8 protein-coding genes are annotated in these 15,544 nt (G+C 70.8%); 3 read left to right on the top strand and 5 right to left on the bottom strand.

Annotated elements, in window-relative coordinates; genetic code table 11:
• Nucleotides 1–102 precede the first annotated feature (102 nt).
• The gene (msrA, locus tag ACIBTV_RS29420) at nucleotides 103–609 is read right to left on the bottom strand and encodes a peptide-methionine (S)-S-oxide reductase MsrA (RefSeq protein WP_396710144.1); all 507 of its coding nucleotides are present in this window, start codon (nucleotides 607–609) and stop codon (nucleotides 103–105) included.
• Nucleotides 610–1,196: 587 nt separating this feature from the next.
• Between msrA and ACIBTV_RS29415 the strand changes: the two genes are divergently transcribed.
• Nucleotides 1,197–2,114 (top strand): NADP-dependent oxidoreductase, encoded by a 918-nt coding sequence (locus ACIBTV_RS29415; protein WP_396710114.1) that lies wholly within the window; start codon nucleotides 1,197–1,199, stop codon nucleotides 2,112–2,114.
• A 159-nt stretch (nucleotides 2,115–2,273) separates the two neighbouring features.
• Here the strand turns inward: ACIBTV_RS29415 and ACIBTV_RS29410 are convergent, their stop codons facing one another.
• Nucleotides 2,274–2,696 carry a DUF4231 domain-containing protein gene (locus tag ACIBTV_RS29410; protein ID WP_396710112.1) on the bottom strand — a complete coding sequence of 141 codons (423 nt, stop codon included), beginning with the start codon at nucleotides 2,694–2,696 and terminating at the stop codon, nucleotides 2,274–2,276.
• Nucleotides 2,697–2,756: 60 nt separating this feature from the next.
• Nucleotides 2,757–4,040: a S1 RNA-binding domain-containing protein gene (locus ACIBTV_RS29405; protein WP_396710110.1), complete on the bottom strand. Its 1,284-nt coding sequence runs from the start codon at nucleotides 4,038–4,040 to the stop codon at nucleotides 2,757–2,759.
• A 198-nt stretch (nucleotides 4,041–4,238) separates the two neighbouring features.
• Here ACIBTV_RS29405 and ACIBTV_RS29400 point away from each other — a divergent pair, with 198 nt between their 5' ends.
• Nucleotides 4,239–5,426, top strand: coding sequence for a hypothetical protein (locus ACIBTV_RS29400; RefSeq protein ID WP_396710108.1), 1,188 nt, complete (start codon nucleotides 4,239–4,241; stop codon nucleotides 5,424–5,426).
• On the opposite strand, the gene ACIBTV_RS29395 is transcribed toward ACIBTV_RS29400, so the two are convergent.
• A complete protein-coding gene (locus tag ACIBTV_RS29395; RefSeq protein ID WP_396710107.1) occupies nucleotides 5,427–11,240 on the bottom strand; it encodes an ATP-binding protein in 5,814 nt (1,937 codons plus the stop codon).
• Nucleotides 11,237–14,908, bottom strand: a complete 3,672-nt coding sequence (locus ACIBTV_RS29390; RefSeq protein WP_396710105.1) for an AAA domain-containing protein — start codon at nucleotides 14,906–14,908, stop codon at nucleotides 11,237–11,239. The genes ACIBTV_RS29395 and ACIBTV_RS29390 overlap by 4 nt, the downstream gene beginning before the upstream one ends.
• Before the next feature lie 304 nt (nucleotides 14,909–15,212).
• On the opposite strand from ACIBTV_RS29390, the gene ACIBTV_RS29385 reads away from it, so the two are divergent.
• Nucleotides 15,213–15,347 carry a hypothetical protein gene (locus tag ACIBTV_RS29385; RefSeq protein WP_396710103.1) on the top strand — a complete coding sequence of 45 codons (135 nt, stop codon included), beginning with the start codon at nucleotides 15,213–15,215 and terminating at the stop codon, nucleotides 15,345–15,347.
• Nucleotides 15,348–15,544 lie beyond the last annotated feature (197 nt).

The following is a 15,544-nucleotide window of genomic DNA, read 5'->3' as shown; positions in this document are numbered from 1 at the left end:
TGCCCCCCCCCCCCCCCCTTGGGGGTCTTTTGCGCCGGGGGGGCCCCCCCCCCCCCCCCGGGGGGGGGGGCGGGCCCCGGGGGGGCCCCCGCGCCGCAGGTGTCAGGCCGTCGCCCGCTTCGGCAGCTTCCACCCGGGGCGGGGGAAGTGGCAGGTGTAACCGTCGGGGTAGTTCTGCAGGTAGTTCTGGTGCTCGGGCTCGGCCTCCCAGAAGTCGCCTGCCGCGGTGACCTCGGTGACGACCTTGCCGGGCCAGAGGCCTGAGGCGTCGACGTCGGCGATCGTGTCCTCGGCGACCCGCTTCTGCTCGTCGCTGGTGTAGAAGATCGCCGAGCGGTAGCTGGTGCCGATGTCGTTGCCCTGGCGGTTCTTGGTCGACGGGTCGTGGATCTGGAAGAAGAATTCGAGCAGCGCGCGGAAGTCGGTCTTCTCGGTGTCGTAGATGACCTCGATGGACTCCGCGTGGCTGCCGTGGTTCCGGTAGGTGGCGTTCGGGACGTCGCCGCCGCTGTAGCCGACGCGCGTGGACACGACGCCGGGCTGGCGACGGAACAACTCCTCCATGCCCCAGAAACAGCCGCCGGCGAGGATCGCCTTCTCGGTGGTCATGTCGTCTCCCTGCATGTCGTCGGTGCCGGTGTTGGTGTTACTCGTGAGCAAGGTGCGGTACCTACCGTGCTCTGCGTGGCCGCGGTGGTTTTCCCCGGCCAGGGGGTCAGGTGCTGCTCCGCGTCGAGCCGCGAAGCGACGTCCCGGTTCCGCTGATCCGGGCTCGGACCCGCACACACCGACAACCATCGGGCCGGCGGTGTATTCCCGCCGCCCTGCCTTCCTTGGACTATATGGTCTGTAAATGTGAGCGGATCAAGGTTGGGGTGACTGCTGGTATGCCGCTTGAGCTGCTGCTTCTGCGTCTAGCGCAGTAACACGCTGCACTCAGACTGGACTTGACAGACCAATCTAGCCCTGGCTAGCGTCGGGATGTCCGACTGGTGACCCGGTAGCGATGGGCGGTCCGATTCGCCCTCCGGAGCTGCGGTTCGACCGACGTCCCGCCACTGCCGGTGGCGTCCGCGCGCCCCAACCGCCAGCGATCACCTGCAAGGCGGCGGGGCCTGGCGCCGCTGATGCGGGGGAAAACGCAGATTGTTCCTCGTGGCAAGTGCAGACGAGGGCTGGATACAGGGAGGTTCCGCATGAAGGCGATCGTGGTGACGGACGAGGCCGCGGGAACGGCCGGAATGACGCTGGTCGAGCGGCCTGAGCCGGAACCGGCGATCAACGATGTCGTCGTTCAGGTTGACGCGTCGGGTTTCGTCCCGACTGAGATGTCGTGGCCCTCGACCTGGGCCGATCGCCTCGGCCGGGACCGGACGCCGTCGATTCCCGGACACGAGCTGGCCGGAGTGGTCAGCGCGCTCGGGTATGGCACGACAGGGCTGTCGGTGGGACAGCGGGTGTTCGGCCTCACGGACTGGACCCGCGACGGAACCCTCGCGGAGTACGTGGCCGTCGAGGCGCGCGATCTCGCGCCGCTGCCCGGCGACGTCGATTTCACCGTGGGCGCAAGCCTGCCGATCTCCGGGCTGACCGCCTGGCAGGGACTGTTCGAGCACGGCCGCCTTCAGACGGGGCAGAGCGTCCTCGTGCACGGCGCGGCCGGCGCAGTCGGGTCGATGGTGACGCAGCTCGCGCGTGAGTTCGGCGGATATGTCATCGGCACCGGGCGCGCTGCCGACCGGCAGAAAGCGCTCGACTTCGGTGCGCAGGAGTTCGTCGACCTCCAGAACGACACCCTCGAAGCTGTCGGTGGAGTCGACCTGGTCTTCGACGTCATCGGCGGGGCCATCGGGAAGCGGTCCGCCAGCATGATCCGGGCCGGCGGAACCCTGGTGTCCGTCGTCGGACCGCCGGAGGCGCGCCCCGCGGAGGGCCTGGCTATCGACTTCGTCGTGACGCCCGATCGCGCCCAACTGGCTGAAATCGTTCAGCGGGTACGGGACGGGCGACTGCGGACGAACATCGGCACCGTCGCGGACCTCGACGACGCCGTCGCCGCTCTCAACCCGACCGAGCGGACCACGGGGAAGACGGTCATCCGCGTACGCCCGTAAGGAAGCGGGAGCGGGGACGGTCCCGGCCTTCCTCTGGATCAGCGTTCACGGCGTGGCCAGGCCGATGACTCGGTGCGGATCGCCCCCGCGCCGCACCAAACCGGACACGATGGTGGCCCGAGTTGAACTCGGGCCACCACCGGTGCGGTGGGGATCACGTCACCGCGCCACCCGCTCCTCCGTGAGTTTCGTCCACCGACGCATCTCGTCGCGCTCGATCTGCGTGACGGCCACGACGAGCCGCTGGTCGCGCGTGGCCGGGTCGTCGTACGGCGCGGCGCCGACCCGGTACAGCCGCCGGACGCCCTCCACGGACTCCCGCGCATGGCTGAAGCGCAGGTAGTTCTCCTGCCAGTGGAACATCGCCCGGAGTCCGGCGATGATCATCAGGCACGACCCGAGCGCGGCGGTGAGCAGGGTCGCGCCGGGCAGGAAGGCCGCGACGATCGGGATGGCCGTGGACAGCGCGATGGTGATGCCCTCGCAGCGCCGGTACGCCCGTCGGGACCGTTTCGCCGCGACGAGGTACCACTCGTAGGAAGCGTCCGCCACGGCGAGCGCGTAGGGGGTGTTGTCGGTCATCGGATTCACCTCATCCCTCGATGGGCCGGTGGGGCGGCCCGTAGGCCGCCCCACCGGCGCTCAGGCGGCCAGCTCCGCCGGGGCCTCGGTCTCGCCCTCCAGGTCGCGGACCCGGATGCGGCCCTGCTCGTTGACGTCGATCACCTCCACCGTCAGCAGCTCGCCCCGCTCGAGCTGGCCGCGGTTGAGGTCCGCGCGCACCTCCGGGCTCATGTCGGTGCAGTGCAGCATGGCGGTACGCCCGGAGTCGGGCAGCTTGACCAGCGCGTACCCGCCGGAGCGGCCCTGCTCCGGCACCACCTTGACCACCTCGGCGTCGCATCGCTCGCCACGCTTGTGCGGCACGGCCGCCTCGCTCCGCAGGACGGTGACCCGCCTCTCGTCGGCGTCGACCAGGGCGAGGTGGATCCGCCGCTGGCGAGGGTCGACCTTCACCACGCCGACGGTGACCGTCGTGCCCACGGTGAGCCGGACGCCCTTGAGCGCCGCCGCCGGGATCAGGCCGTTGACCCCGTGGGCCACGTGGACGAAGGCGCCGACGCCGGCGACGACGTTGACCACCTTTCCGGTGAAGACGTGCGCGGACGGGAAGTCCGACACCAGCTGGGGCCACGGGTTGCTCTGCCCGGCGACCAGCGTGTACCGGGTGTGGCCGTCGCTGGTCTCGAAGGCGCCGTCGAGCACCTCGTTGGGGGAGAACCGCTGCGCCATGTCGCTGACGATGCGGGTCAGGTCGACGTCGGCCGGGCCGAGGACCCCGTACTGGCCCTTCTCGGCCTCGACCACCACGTGCTCGCGGCTGACGTTGACCACCCGCGCCGGCACGGGCCGGATGGTGCTCGTCGCCATCGGCACCAGCCGCAGTTCGGCGTGGGCCTCCTCGCGGAGGATGTCCAGCCGGTTGCGCAGCTCGCCCTTCATCCGCTCCATGTCCTTCCAGCCCTGGCTGTACGAGATGTAGCGCAGCCCCGGCAGGTCGGACGGCACGTCGCCCGCGCACTGGGTCAGCGGGATGATCGGCTTGTTGAGCAGGTACGCCCAGGCGAACTCGATCATCACGTTGCGGCTCGACCCGGTGAGGTCGACGATGACGATCTGTCCCTCCTGGAGCCGGGCCCAGACGTTGTCGAGGACCGTGTCGCCGCCGTCGTACAGCGAGTCGGTCCGTACCGGGTTGAGACCGGCGGCCTCGATGACCGGCACGAGGACCTCGTGGTAGTGCTCGTCGAAGTCGTAGTGCACCACGTCGCCCTGGTCGTTGCGGAACTCCCGCTTGCCGAACGGCATGACCACGAAGACGTTGCCGGAGACGGGGCCGCGGTCCCGGGTGAGTCGGTTGAACATGTCCTGCTCCTCTGGTCGTATCTCGGAGCCCCGGTGGTTCCGAGATACGACGAGGGTCGGTTCGCCGGGCTGAAACGGGCAGGTTCCATCGCTGAGATCGAGCTGAGCTTCTCCCCGTCCTCGCCGGCGGATTTCAGCGACGACGCAGGCCGGTTTCACCCAAGGCGTCGGATGGTGCTCGACGGTTAGGGTGGCGGTGTGAGTTCCGGTCTGGGCGAGCAGCTGGAGATCCTGGTGCTGGGGCCGGTCGTGCTACGCCAAGGTCGCGCGGAGACAGCGATCCAGGATGGCAAGCCGGCCGAGGCGTTGCTGGCACTGGTGAGCGCGAGGGGAGAGGGCTGGGTCTACACCCGACAGGCCGTCCGGACGTGGCGGCCGCCGTCGGGCCGGGACCAGCTCACCGAGAGCGCGGTGCACCAGCGCATGCGCAAGTTGCGCGAGTACGGGGTGCCCGTCGAGACCGGCCCGCGCAACAGCGGCAGGTACCGGCTGACCCCCGGGAGCTGCCGGGTGGACGCCTGGGACTTCGTTGCCGGGGTCCAGGCCGGAGCGGACATCGATGAGCTCACCCGGATGTGGCGTCAGCCTCCGTCGCCCCGGATACTCGACCTGCTGCTGGGCAGCGCCGTTGGTGACGCCCGGCGGAAGCTGATCGAGCGGATCGCCGGCTTGGACGACGTCGCCCAGGACCACCTCGCCGACCTCGACCGCTTCACGGCGATCTTCCCCGACGACCGGTCCGTCGACCGGATCCGCCGCCACGGGCCCCGTAGGCGTAAGCGACTGCTGGTCGTGGAGGACGACCCGGACATGCTGGAGGAGATCTGCGGCCGGCTGGAGCCGACCTACCGGTGCGTGCGGATTCAGAGCATCGAGGAGTGGCAGGCCCTCCGTGATCGCGGGCTGGACGGCATCGACGGTGCCCTCGTGGACCTGCACCTCACCCCCGACCGGGACGATAAGCGCGGCCAGGACATCGTGAGTTACCTGTGCAAGGAGACCGAGATCCCAGCCGCCCTGGTGACCGCGAACGCCCCGGACCGCAGCGCGTACGGCAGCGCCGCGCATCGCAAGGAGTTCCGGCTGGTCGACATCGTCGACAAGCAACAGCGGGACTGGTGGGAGCCGCTGCAGCGGGCGGTGCGGTTTCTCGTCTCCGACGCCGAGGACGATCGGCGGCACCGGCTGGAGACCTGGCTGGAGCACGCTTTCCGGACGGTGGAACGGGCCAACGCCAGCGTGGCGCCCGGTAGCGTCGGCGCGCTGCAGATGCAGGACTGCCGTGTGGCGTACGGCGACGTGATCCGGGCGATCCGCGTGGAGCCGATCGAGGATGCGGCTAGCAAGGTCGACGAGTTCTGCCGGCGTTGGCGGGTGCGGAACTGATCAGGAATCACCTGCTGACACGTCGGGTGCGTCGACGGCGAGCGGCAGCACGACTCTGACGTGGGTGCCGCCCAGCGAACCCGTCCCGTCCATCAGCTGCAGGGTGCCGCCGAAGTCGGCGATCCACTCCGTGGCCGTGCGCATCCCGATGCCTCGGCCGCCCCAGGCCGAGCTGCGTACCCCCGTGTGGAGTCGGGCCCGTACGTCAGGCGAGATGCCGATGCCGTCATCCTCGATGTCGATCCGGCAGGTGGGCACGGCGTCCACGGACGCGACGGTCGTGACCCTGACCCTCAGCTGCCCGAAACCACGCCCGGTCGCCTCACAGGCGCGCCGGCTGTTGTCGAACAGGTTGTGGAAGGCCTGTCCGGTCAGCCACCGGTTGGCCGTGACCCGTAGCTCGTCGTCGCCGTCGACCTCGCACTTGACGTCCGGGTTGGTGTGGTAGATGTCTCTGGCCGTCTCCCGCAGCAACTCGACGAGGCCGAAGGTCTGGTTGGGTTCGGTGGCCGCCCGGTACATCTCGAGGATCGACCGCTGGGCGTCGAGAACGGCGGCCGCACGCTCCACGTTGCCGTCGTCCAGAGCGCTGCGCGCGGCGGCTTGGCGGCCCGCGACGTGGTGGCCGATGAGCTGCACCACCCGCTCGCTGATGGCCGCCCGGCGCACCGCCATCGCATCCATCAGAGCCTGGTAGGTGACCTCCACCGCGGTCCTCGCCAGGTCGTCCGGGTTGTGCCCGGGGCGTTTCGTCGTCAGCAGGTCGTGTATTCCGTTCGCCGGCAGCCGGTACGCCCCGTTCGGCACGGCGACGAGCAGGCCGGCGTGCAGCAACTTGCGCAGCGCCAGCGCGAGGTCGGTGTGGGCGATGACGAGCTGGGCGTGCGCCTCAGCCCCCACCGCCGCGATGCCCTCGCGTAGATCCTCCTCGTCGAACACCGGGCCGCAGAACGCCGCGGCGATCCGCAGCGCCAAGAGCGCCGGCAGGTCATCGGTCAAGGGCTGGAGCAGGCGGTCCGTGGCGATTTCGCGCCACCTGTCGTCGTTGCGCACCCGGTTGAGCGCGGCGACGTCGAGCCTCTCCGACCGGGCGGGATCGGTGAACAGGGCGTCCAGCAGAGGGCCGAGCACCTCCAGCCGGCCGCCGCAGTCGTGGTGCACCGCCTCGACGGTGACCCCGTCGACGGGCTGACCGAGCAGGTGCAGCAGCCAGAGGACCTGTGCTTCGGCGACGGGGCCGTACGCGCCGGCCAGCAGCGGCGTGGGCCCGAGCTGGGTCCCGATCCGGCGTAGCAGGCCGACGAAGCGGGTGGTCGTCGGCGCCGGGAGCTCCGGTACGGGTGCCGCGAGCCGGAGCAGGAACGCCAGGTCAACGACGGCGACGCTGGGTCCGGGCTGGCGTGGACCGTCGAAGCCGGGCACGAGCCACAGCAGCGGACCGTCCACCGGTGGTGGCTCATCCGCGCCGGCGATCCAGACCACCATCCCGTTGCGGCCGAGGATGGGCAGTGCCGGCAGCATGCCGTAGTCAGGTAGCCAGATCCGGGTCAGGTGGCCGTTACCGATCTGCTGGACGGGGTAGTCGCCGTGTTCCCCGCCGACGAGTCGCTGCAGCGCCGTGCGTACGCCCGCCGCCTGCCGCCGCGTGGGCGGCTCAGCCAGGTCGCGGAGCGCGGCGAGGAGCGCCCAGGCGGCGCTGTCCGCCGTGGGCGGACGCCAGGATGGGAAGGTCAGCGGGGCATCCAGGTGCCCGTCGAAGTACCACGAGAGTTCCACCTCCCGCGACGACTGCCCGAACGGCCAGACGTCGGCCAGCGCTGGGACGGCACGCGGACCCGGCGACGGCAGCTCGACCGGCTCGTCGTCGTCCAGCAACCGGCGCGCCACATCGAACTCCCGCGCGTCGATGCACTCCCGGACGTTCGCCGCCCAGGCGTCGATCGTCCGAGGGTCGGCGTCGTCCGAGGTGCGGCGCAGCACGGACGTCCGCTCGTCGAGCGCGTCGCGCAGGGCCATGGCGCATGCCACCTCGGCGTTGCCTACCTCGGTCTCCATCAGGGCGAGCAGCTCCCTGGCGTCGGTCTGGCGGTCCGTGGCCGCTTCGATGATCTCGGGACGATCGATCGTGACCCCGGCGCGACGGGCCCGTCGGCGCAGCGCGTTCACCTCGTAGCCGATGCGGGAGACGGCCGCTGTCCGCGCGACGTCCAACTCCACGAGCATCCGCTCGGCGACCGCTGCGGCCAGGACGTGCGCCCGACGCAGGTCGTCCGCGGCGGCGAACTCGCCGGCCGCGACGAGCCGTTTCGCCGCCTCCTGCGGGTCCGGCTGCACGAGATCCAGATCGGTGAGGATGAGGCGGGCCGCCTCCGGCGTAGTGAGGCCGGTGGCCGAGCGGTGCACCCTCGCCGCGAGGTGGGGGTAGGTCCACCGCCCGGGCCAGATCCGCAGCAGGCCGACGAGATCGTCGGTGATTTCGTCGGTGACCTCGGCGCGCGGCGCCGGCCGATCACCGGCGACGAGGTGGTCCAGCTCGTCGCGCAGAGTCGCGGCGAGCGAAGCCGCCAGCGGCCCGGTGTCGAGGAGGTCCGGGCGCAGTCGCCCGTACCCGTCGGCGAACTCTTCGGCGGCGGCCAGCAGGTCGGCGTGGTGCTCCGGCGGCGTCGCGTCCTCGGCGACGATCTCCAACAGGTGGCGCGCCGCCGAGATGACCTCCGCGAGCCTGCGGAGGTACATCGCGCGGGGTCTGCCGACGAAGAGTTTCGAGCGGGGCGCCACCGTCTGCCAGGTGCGGTCGAGCAGCCGGCCGACGGTCTCCTCGACCATGCCCCGCGGCGGGAACTCGGCGTCGAGAAACCGGCTCAGGGCCGACGTGTCCCGGCGCCGGACCATGTCGCCGATCCGTCCGAACGGCCCAGTGGCCTTGAACAGCGCCGAGTGCGTCTTGAGCGCACCCTCGATGCGCGATGGTTCCGGCTGCGCCTCGGCCAGCTTGCGCTCGGTCTGCTCCCACGCCGCCGCGATCCGGGTGTCCCGCTGCCGCGCCCACGTCACCGAGGCCATGAGAGCGGAGACGGACGCCCCGACTGTCCGGTCGACGAGCTCGGTCGCCAGGCGGGCCAGTTCCGCCCACGGGCCGGCCACCCGCGTCGCGAGTTCCCCGGCCGCGAGGGTCGTCGAGTCGTCCGGGTTGGTGAGCAGCTCACCGACCGCGATGATCAATAATGCTTCGTTCTCCGCGTCGGTGTTCTCGCCGACGGTGGCCGTGAACAGCGCGGCGCCAGCCCCGGGCAGGCCGCGGGCGGCCGCCGCCAGCATGAGTGGCGGCCGAGGCTCAAGGTCCCCGTGGGCATCCGCCCCGCCCACCAGAGCCGCCTCCATGTACCGGCCGTCACGCCACAGGCCGCCGACGAGGTGCCGGCGGCAGCGGCGGACGACGGTCGCGTCGGTGTCCCCAACGCGTTCCGTCAGGCAGTACGCCGCCGCCACCTGGGCGAGGCCGCCCGCCCCGACCTCGATCAGCGCGTCGACGACCTGCCAGGGATCCGCCTCGCCGCCGTCCAGCACCGCCCGGACCTCGTCGGCGGCGGGTGTCCCGGCGCGGACGCGGTCCACCAGCGTCCGGACGGCCTCCGACACCGCACGGTCGTACCGCGGTGCGGCGGGTACGGCGGGTGGTTGGGACGCCCTGGACACCTGCCGAGTGACGTGGTCGGGTTCGCCGCACTGCCCGGCGAGGCGGTCGGCCAGCGCCGCGTCCGAGAACCGGACGCTGAGCTCGGTGCTGAGCGTGTGCCGACCCCCGTAGGTCCCGTACCCGCCCTGGGACAGGTAGTTGTAGCTGCCCACGACCACCTCGTCGTCCCACACGAGGACCTTGGCGTGGCCGCTGTCGACGTGTAGCCGGAAGCGCTGCGGGTGTGTCGTGCCGAGAGTGGACAGCGCCTCGTACGCGTCGACGAAACGATCCGTCCTGCCCTTCGGGTCGTAGCCAACGGTCACCGCGACGCCGGCGTCGAGCAGCCGCCGGATGGCCTCCACCATTCGACTGTCGACGATCTCGTCGCTCAGTCGTCCCGACGTGACCACCAACCGGCGGCGCGCGTTCCGCAGAGCGTGCCAGAGCAGCTCCCGGTGGGTGCCGTCCTCGACCAGCCGGACCGCGGGTCTGCTCCGTTCGGTCAGCCGCCCGCGGAGCCAGTCGGCGTGCGCCTGCCAGGCGTGGGCCCAGGCCTGAACGGACTCGGGATGTGCGCCGTCGTCCGGCGGTGGCGTCGGGAGCGCCTCGACGGTGGGCGGAACCACCGGGGCCGTCCGGTCGAAGTCGTGGGTGTGGTGCAGGATACTGCGACTGATCGGCCCCGGCACGTTGGTGCGGACCCACGCGAGCAGATCGCGAATGGCCTCGTCGCGGCCATCGTCAGGCACCCGCACCAGCACGCCGATGTCGTGACGCTGAGGACTGGCGGAGAGCAGGTTGCGCGAGGTGACCAGGGCCTCGCGGTCATCGCGAACGACCACCTTGGCGTGGGTCCGAGCCGGCACCTGCGGTCGCAGCAGAGGCGTCGCACGGGACAGCCGCACCAGGCTGTTGAGTGCGTTCTCCACGTCCTCGGGCAGCCGGTACCGGTGTCCGACGCCCCACACCACCACGACCTGTACGCCCCGGCCGATCGCCCGGCGCAGGGCCGGAATCAGCGGCGACAGCGCCGAGTATGTGACGAACGGGCAGACGATCACGAGTTGGCGCTGGGCATTGTCGATCATCCGGCGCACCAGGTCGTCGTGGTCGTCCGGGCCGCTCACCACGTCGATGTCCACCTCGCGGGCGATTCGCGCGGCCAGCATCGCCTCGATCCGACGGGCCTCGGCGGCGAGATTGAGATGCTCGTTGCCGCGCTGGCCGGCCACGGTGCTCGCGCACCGGGCCGCGTCGCCGGCCAGCCGATCGATCAGCTCCTCGACACCCGGTGGCTCCGGAAGCCGTTGCTCGGCCGCGTCCCGCAGGCGTATCGCCCACTGGCTTCGCGGGTTCTCCTCCACGAGACGGGTCAACGCCTCCGATGCCCGTTCCCGGCGATCCGCCGGGAACCCGGTGTCGACGACCTTGACGATGAGCCGCTCGGTGGCCTCGCTGACCTCGCACCGGACCTGAACGCGCATCCACCGCTGCGCGCCGTTGGCACGTTGGTCGCCGGTCGGGGTGCGGATGGACAGGATCCGCCGCGGCCGTGACCAGGTGCTGACCGTGGCGAGATCCGTCGTCGATTCCTCCGTCGCCGACTGCTCGAACCGCTCCTGCTGCCACAGCCAGTCCCGCACGGCGGCATGCAGGTCGGCCTGCGCCGCGTCGGCCAGCGGCAGCGCGGACGCCGACGGCACCCGTACGGCCGCGTGCTGCTCCTCCGGAGATCGCCGGCCGTGGGCCGGACTCACGTGGCCGGTCAACGGCTCGATCATCAACTCGACCGCGCGCTCCTCGGCGTCCACGCCGGAGAGCTCGGCGAGCCGTCCCGTGCGCCACAGCTCGGCCACCTCGGGGCTGAGGTCGATCGCTCCCGTGGCGAAGTCCACGACCAGGTGACCCGCCCGCCAAAGATCGTGGACCAGGTCGAGGACCACCCGATGGCCCAACCCCATCAGGCTAGCGAGGACGCGTACGTCGACCGGCCGGGACGTGCCGTCGCTCGGATCGCCGGCCGCCCCGATGATGCGCAACGCGGTTTCTTCGAGCGGTGAGAGACTGTCCCCGAAGCCTAGCTTGACCCGGACCTGGCCGGTCTCGCAGGGGAGATGCAACACCGTGGTGGTCATTCCTCGATCACCTCCGCGGCAGGCAGGACCACGCCGTAGTGCTCAATCGCCGAACAGAGCCGACCCCAGAACGGTCCGTCCCCCGTCCCTGCGATGTCGGCACCGACGTCGCCGTCGCTGTCCCGGAAATGCTGGAAGTTTCCGACGATCACGAGGAGACGCCGGGCGCGGGACAACATGACGTTGATGAGGTTCGGTTGGGCGAGGTGCCCGAGGCTGCTCCACGCCACACCGGCCGGCCCGTGACGACGGTCGCGCACCAGCGACACGAGCACGACGTCGGCCTCGCGCCCCTGAAAGGCGTGGATCGTCGAGATGTACGGACGTAGCGCGTCATGCTGCTGCAGCAGCCGCGCCTGTGCGCGGTACGGGGTCAGCACCGCCAACGGCTCGGAGCTGTAGCCGTGCTGACGCGGCTGTGGTCGGGGAGTGATGCGGTCGACGAGGGCGGCCAACAGCCGGGCCTCACCCCGGTTGACCCAGCGCGGCTCGTCGCTGCAGTCGGGGACGTCGCGGGTGTCCAGCCACACCAGTGACTGCCCGCGCAGCGTGCCGGGGGAGCGGATCGGTGCCGCCGGGATGTCGGTGCCGGTGTGCAGCAGGCCGGGAGGCAACCCGTCCGCGTTCACCTGTTCCGACACCGGATAGAACACGCGGCTCACCACCTGGGCGATCGGCTCGCGCATCCGGAACTGGGTGGTGAGCTGCCGCAGCGGCAATCGCCTGCGCTCGCTCTCCGTCTCGGGCAGCCGGTCGAACAGCTGGCGGAGCGTGTCGAACGCGCCGAGGTAGACCTCCCGCTGTTCGGCCAGCATCGCCAGTTCCGGGGCGGGATCTCCGACGCAGCTGTCGATGAAGCGCTCGAAGTCGGCGCGGCGGTGAGCGCCGAGCTGCCGGTGGTCGCCGACCAGGGTCCAGGAGGTGCCGCAGGTCAGCGGCATGGCCAGTTCCGTCGGCCACGCCTTGGCAGCCTCTTCGACGATCACCCAGTCGAACCGGCTGCGGGTGCCTCCCGGGGTGACGGTCTGCGGAGTCGCGGTCACACACGTGGCGAAGACCAGGTTGGCGGAGCGTTCGAGCCGGTCGCCCAGCTCCGGCAGGACGTTCTCGCCCGTGCCGGGGTCGAGCAGACCGCGCCACCTCAGCAGCGCGTCCCGCAAGTCGTCGCGTACGTCACCGGCCAGCACCTCGTCCACCCGCCGGCGGGTCCGTTCCGCCGAGCGCACCGCGAGCACGTTCCGAGTCCACGGCATGATGTCCTCATGCGGCAGCGAGCCGCTGCGGGACATGACACGCAACGCGGTGAGGTCCATCCGGTCGGTCGGTGTGCCGTCGGCGCCGAGTTCGCCGACGCGGTGCAGAATGCGCTGGGCGAGGTTGTCGAGCGCGTGACCTGACTGCGCCGAGATCAGCACCCGAGCCGCGGGCTCCTCAACCAGGTAGCTGGCGACGGCTTCACTGACCACCGTCGTCTTCCCCGTGCCGGGTGGCCCCTGGACGGCGTAGAACGGCCGGTGGGTCAGCAGGTCGCGAACGACCGCGCGACTGAGCTCGCCCTGCAACCGGTCCCCGGCGTGCGCCCACCGCCGCTGGCGTAGGCGTACCGACCGCGGACTGCGCAACTGGCTGAGCAACCCACGGGTGCGCGTCAGGTCCACACGAGCCGCCACCTGGCGGGCCAGCGCAGCCCGCTGGCCCCGATCGGAGCGGGGCCTGATCCACCCGCGCTCCGGTATCCGGTCCGTCCCCTCCGACCGGTGCAGGACGATCCGGTCGTCCCCCAGCCGCTCCGGGACCACCGTCCAGACCGACCGGATCGGCGTGGGATCGGGGCGTCCGCCGCGGTCGGGCACGATCTCGACCGCGGCGGACGCCGGGTCGTCGTCCTCGATGCCGAGGAAGAAGTCGCCCATAGCCGGCCGCAGCCAGGGAGAGTCGACGAACTTGGTCAGGAGGGCGTCGGAGTTCACGTACCTCCGCTCGCGGTCCGGTTCCCATTCGACGACGACCCTGTTGTGGGAGGTGTCGGTCCGTACGTAGGCGTAGGTGCGGGCGTTCAACTCCGCGCCCTGGTAGGAGAGCAACCAGTCCAGGGCGGCCGCGTACTCGTGGTGTGCGACCTGCTCCGGTGATCCGTCCGCCAATCGGCCCAGCAGCGGCTCCCACGACGGGCGGCCGGTCAGTTGCGCGTCCATCACCGAGTCCGCCACATCCATGTTCACGACCTCGATCGCCGGCACGTCCACCGCGGCGGAGGTGCGCCGCAGTTCCTCGAAGACGCGCCGGGTGGACGGGTGCTCGCGCGCGGCCACGTATTTGATGATCAGAGCGTTGTCGAGCGGTGGCCCGAACGACCCCCAGGCGCGGCGCTGGTAGTGCTGGCAGAACCACAGCGCCGAGCGGCCGACGAGCACAATCCGGGCCTGACGGCGCTCCTCGATCCCCCCGGTGCGCACGAACGGCACCGCACCGTTGATCGAGCGCATGAGTTTCGCGTCGGACAACTCGTGGTGCATCCACGCCGCGAGTTCGTCCCGCGCCTCGGGCGTGTCGGTCGAGTGGCCCAGCCACTGCCAGCCGGCCAGCGTGGGGATGCACTCGCGCGGAATGTCGACGACGAGATAGGGCCGTTCCGGCTCGGCTCCCAACAGGTGCCACATGATCGTGTCGACGTTGACAGCCAGTTGCCGGCACACCTCGGCGGCCGTGGGCCGGTCGGCGGGGCGTTCGCTGAGCATCGCCCGCAGGAGCGCTGCCAGGCGGCTCGGGACCTCGTCTCCGGACAGCGCGGCGATCATCCGTCGATGGATCTCCCGGTGGCGTGCCATCAGGTCGTCGGGAAGCGGGTCGGCGTCCAGAACCGTGGCGTCGCAGAACCAGTCCCAGACCACGGCGGCCAGGCTGTACACGTCCGACGTGGGAGTCTCGCGCAGCGGCTCGGTCGACGCATCGGAGCAGACGAACGCGAGCCGCTCGAAGGGCTGGCAGGAGAGCGTCCGTATGTCCGGCTCGCCGGGGCCCAGGAACAGCGTCCGCAACTCGCTCCGCTGCGTGGTCGAGTCCACGCTCCGGCGCAACAGGTTGCCGATGAGCGCGCTCATCTCGAAACGAGCGATCCAGGTCCGCGGACTCGCGGTCGAGGCGTCCGCGTGGATCGACTCGGGCACCAGGTTCCGGTGCAGCACACCGAGATCGTGCAGTTCGGCGAGCGCCTCCGCGAGCCGCTGGAACTGGGCGAGCGCGAGCGCGGGTTTCGTGCGCATCCAGGCGGCCGCGCCGGGATCGGCGAGGGTGCGGTCGGAACCGGCGGCGGCGATCAGTGCGACACCCTTCGCGGAGGAGCCGATCTTCGCGGTGGCCTCCGGCTCCTCGTAGCCGCCGTCCAGCACCTCCGGCAGGGCGTCCTGCCCGGAGGCGCCGAGGCGCAGCAGGACCCGCACCTCCTGCTCCCACAGTTGACCGCCGACCTCCGCGAGACCGACGTAGACGTGCAGGTCCACAGCCTTGCCGAGGCGATCGATGAGCCGGTACCGCAGCAGACGATCGGGGAGCAGTTCCACACCGCGCGGCAGTGTGTCTCCGGTCGGTGGGAGCGTGTACGGGCCGTAGCGGGCGGTCGCCGGGTCGACACACAGGTGGTGGATGAGCCTGTCGACGTCGTCTGTCATCCGCGCTCCGCTCCCTCGCCCCGGCAGCGGATCGGCGCGGGCGGAGCCCGCACGACCGCTTCGTGAGCGTGGGCCCTGTGCTCATGCTCAGCGGTGCCGGCATGTGGATGTGCGACCCCCGACCGGCAATGCCGGTCCGGGAGAACGTGTGCGCTTGAATCTACGGATTCGGGAGACGATTCGGCAGGCGCCGCTCGCACAAAGATTGACGGATGTCCGTCAGAGGCGGTGCCGGGCAGGGGGGGGTTGCTTGCAGCCAGCGGTGCTCCGGGGTGTTTGACCGGTCCATTGATGGCGGCCGACGATGAGCTCAGTCATCCCGCAGTGTCGCGTCTGGTTCTGCACCGGCGATGCCTTGCTGCTGGCGATGGTCTACGCCTGCCCCGGTGCCAACTGTGACGAAGTCCGCGCCGAGCGGGTCGTGCGGATCGTCCGCTGAGCGCGACGACAAACTCAGCGGGAGGGGGCCGGTAACGTCATGCCTCTCGAGCCTCGCGCTGCTCAACCGTGCGCGGCGGGCACCTGACGCGATCTTGGTTGCACTAGGGCGTGTCTCCTGGATCTTGGGTGCAGATTCGGCTATCCACGTCTGTCGTGAGTGGGCGGTTTGAACTGACCGAGGTCGAGTACGCGCGG

Source organism: Micromonospora sp. NPDC049366 (genome assembly GCF_044466625.1).
Lineage (GTDB): Bacteria > Actinomycetota > Actinomycetes > Mycobacteriales > Micromonosporaceae > Micromonospora.
Note: the sequence above shows the minus strand (reverse complement) of the source record. Positions and strands in the feature narration are given on the sequence as shown.

Excerpts from the sequence above, each read along its gene's own strand:
- ACIBTV_RS29395 (WP_396710107.1), bottom strand. The coding sequence starts at position 11,240 with ATGACCACCACGGTGTTGCATCTCCCCTGCGAGACCGGCCAGGTCCGG.
- ACIBTV_RS29385 (WP_396710103.1), top strand. The coding sequence starts at position 15,213 with ATGAGCTCAGTCATCCCGCAGTGTCGCGTCTGGTTCTGCACCGGCGAT.
- ACIBTV_RS29390 (WP_396710105.1), bottom strand. The coding sequence starts at position 14,908 with ATGACAGACGACGTCGACAGGCTCATCCACCACCTGTGTGTCGACCCG.
- ACIBTV_RS29405 (WP_396710110.1), bottom strand. The coding sequence starts at position 4,040 with ATGTTCAACCGACTCACCCGGGACCGCGGCCCCGTCTCCGGCAACGTC.
- ACIBTV_RS29410 (WP_396710112.1), bottom strand. The coding sequence starts at position 2,696 with ATGACCGACAACACCCCCTACGCGCTCGCCGTGGCGGACGCTTCCTAC.
- ACIBTV_RS29415 (WP_396710114.1), top strand. The coding sequence starts at position 1,197 with ATGAAGGCGATCGTGGTGACGGACGAGGCCGCGGGAACGGCCGGAATG.
- msrA (WP_396710144.1), bottom strand. The coding sequence starts at position 609 with ATGACCACCGAGAAGGCGATCCTCGCCGGCGGCTGTTTCTGGGGCATG.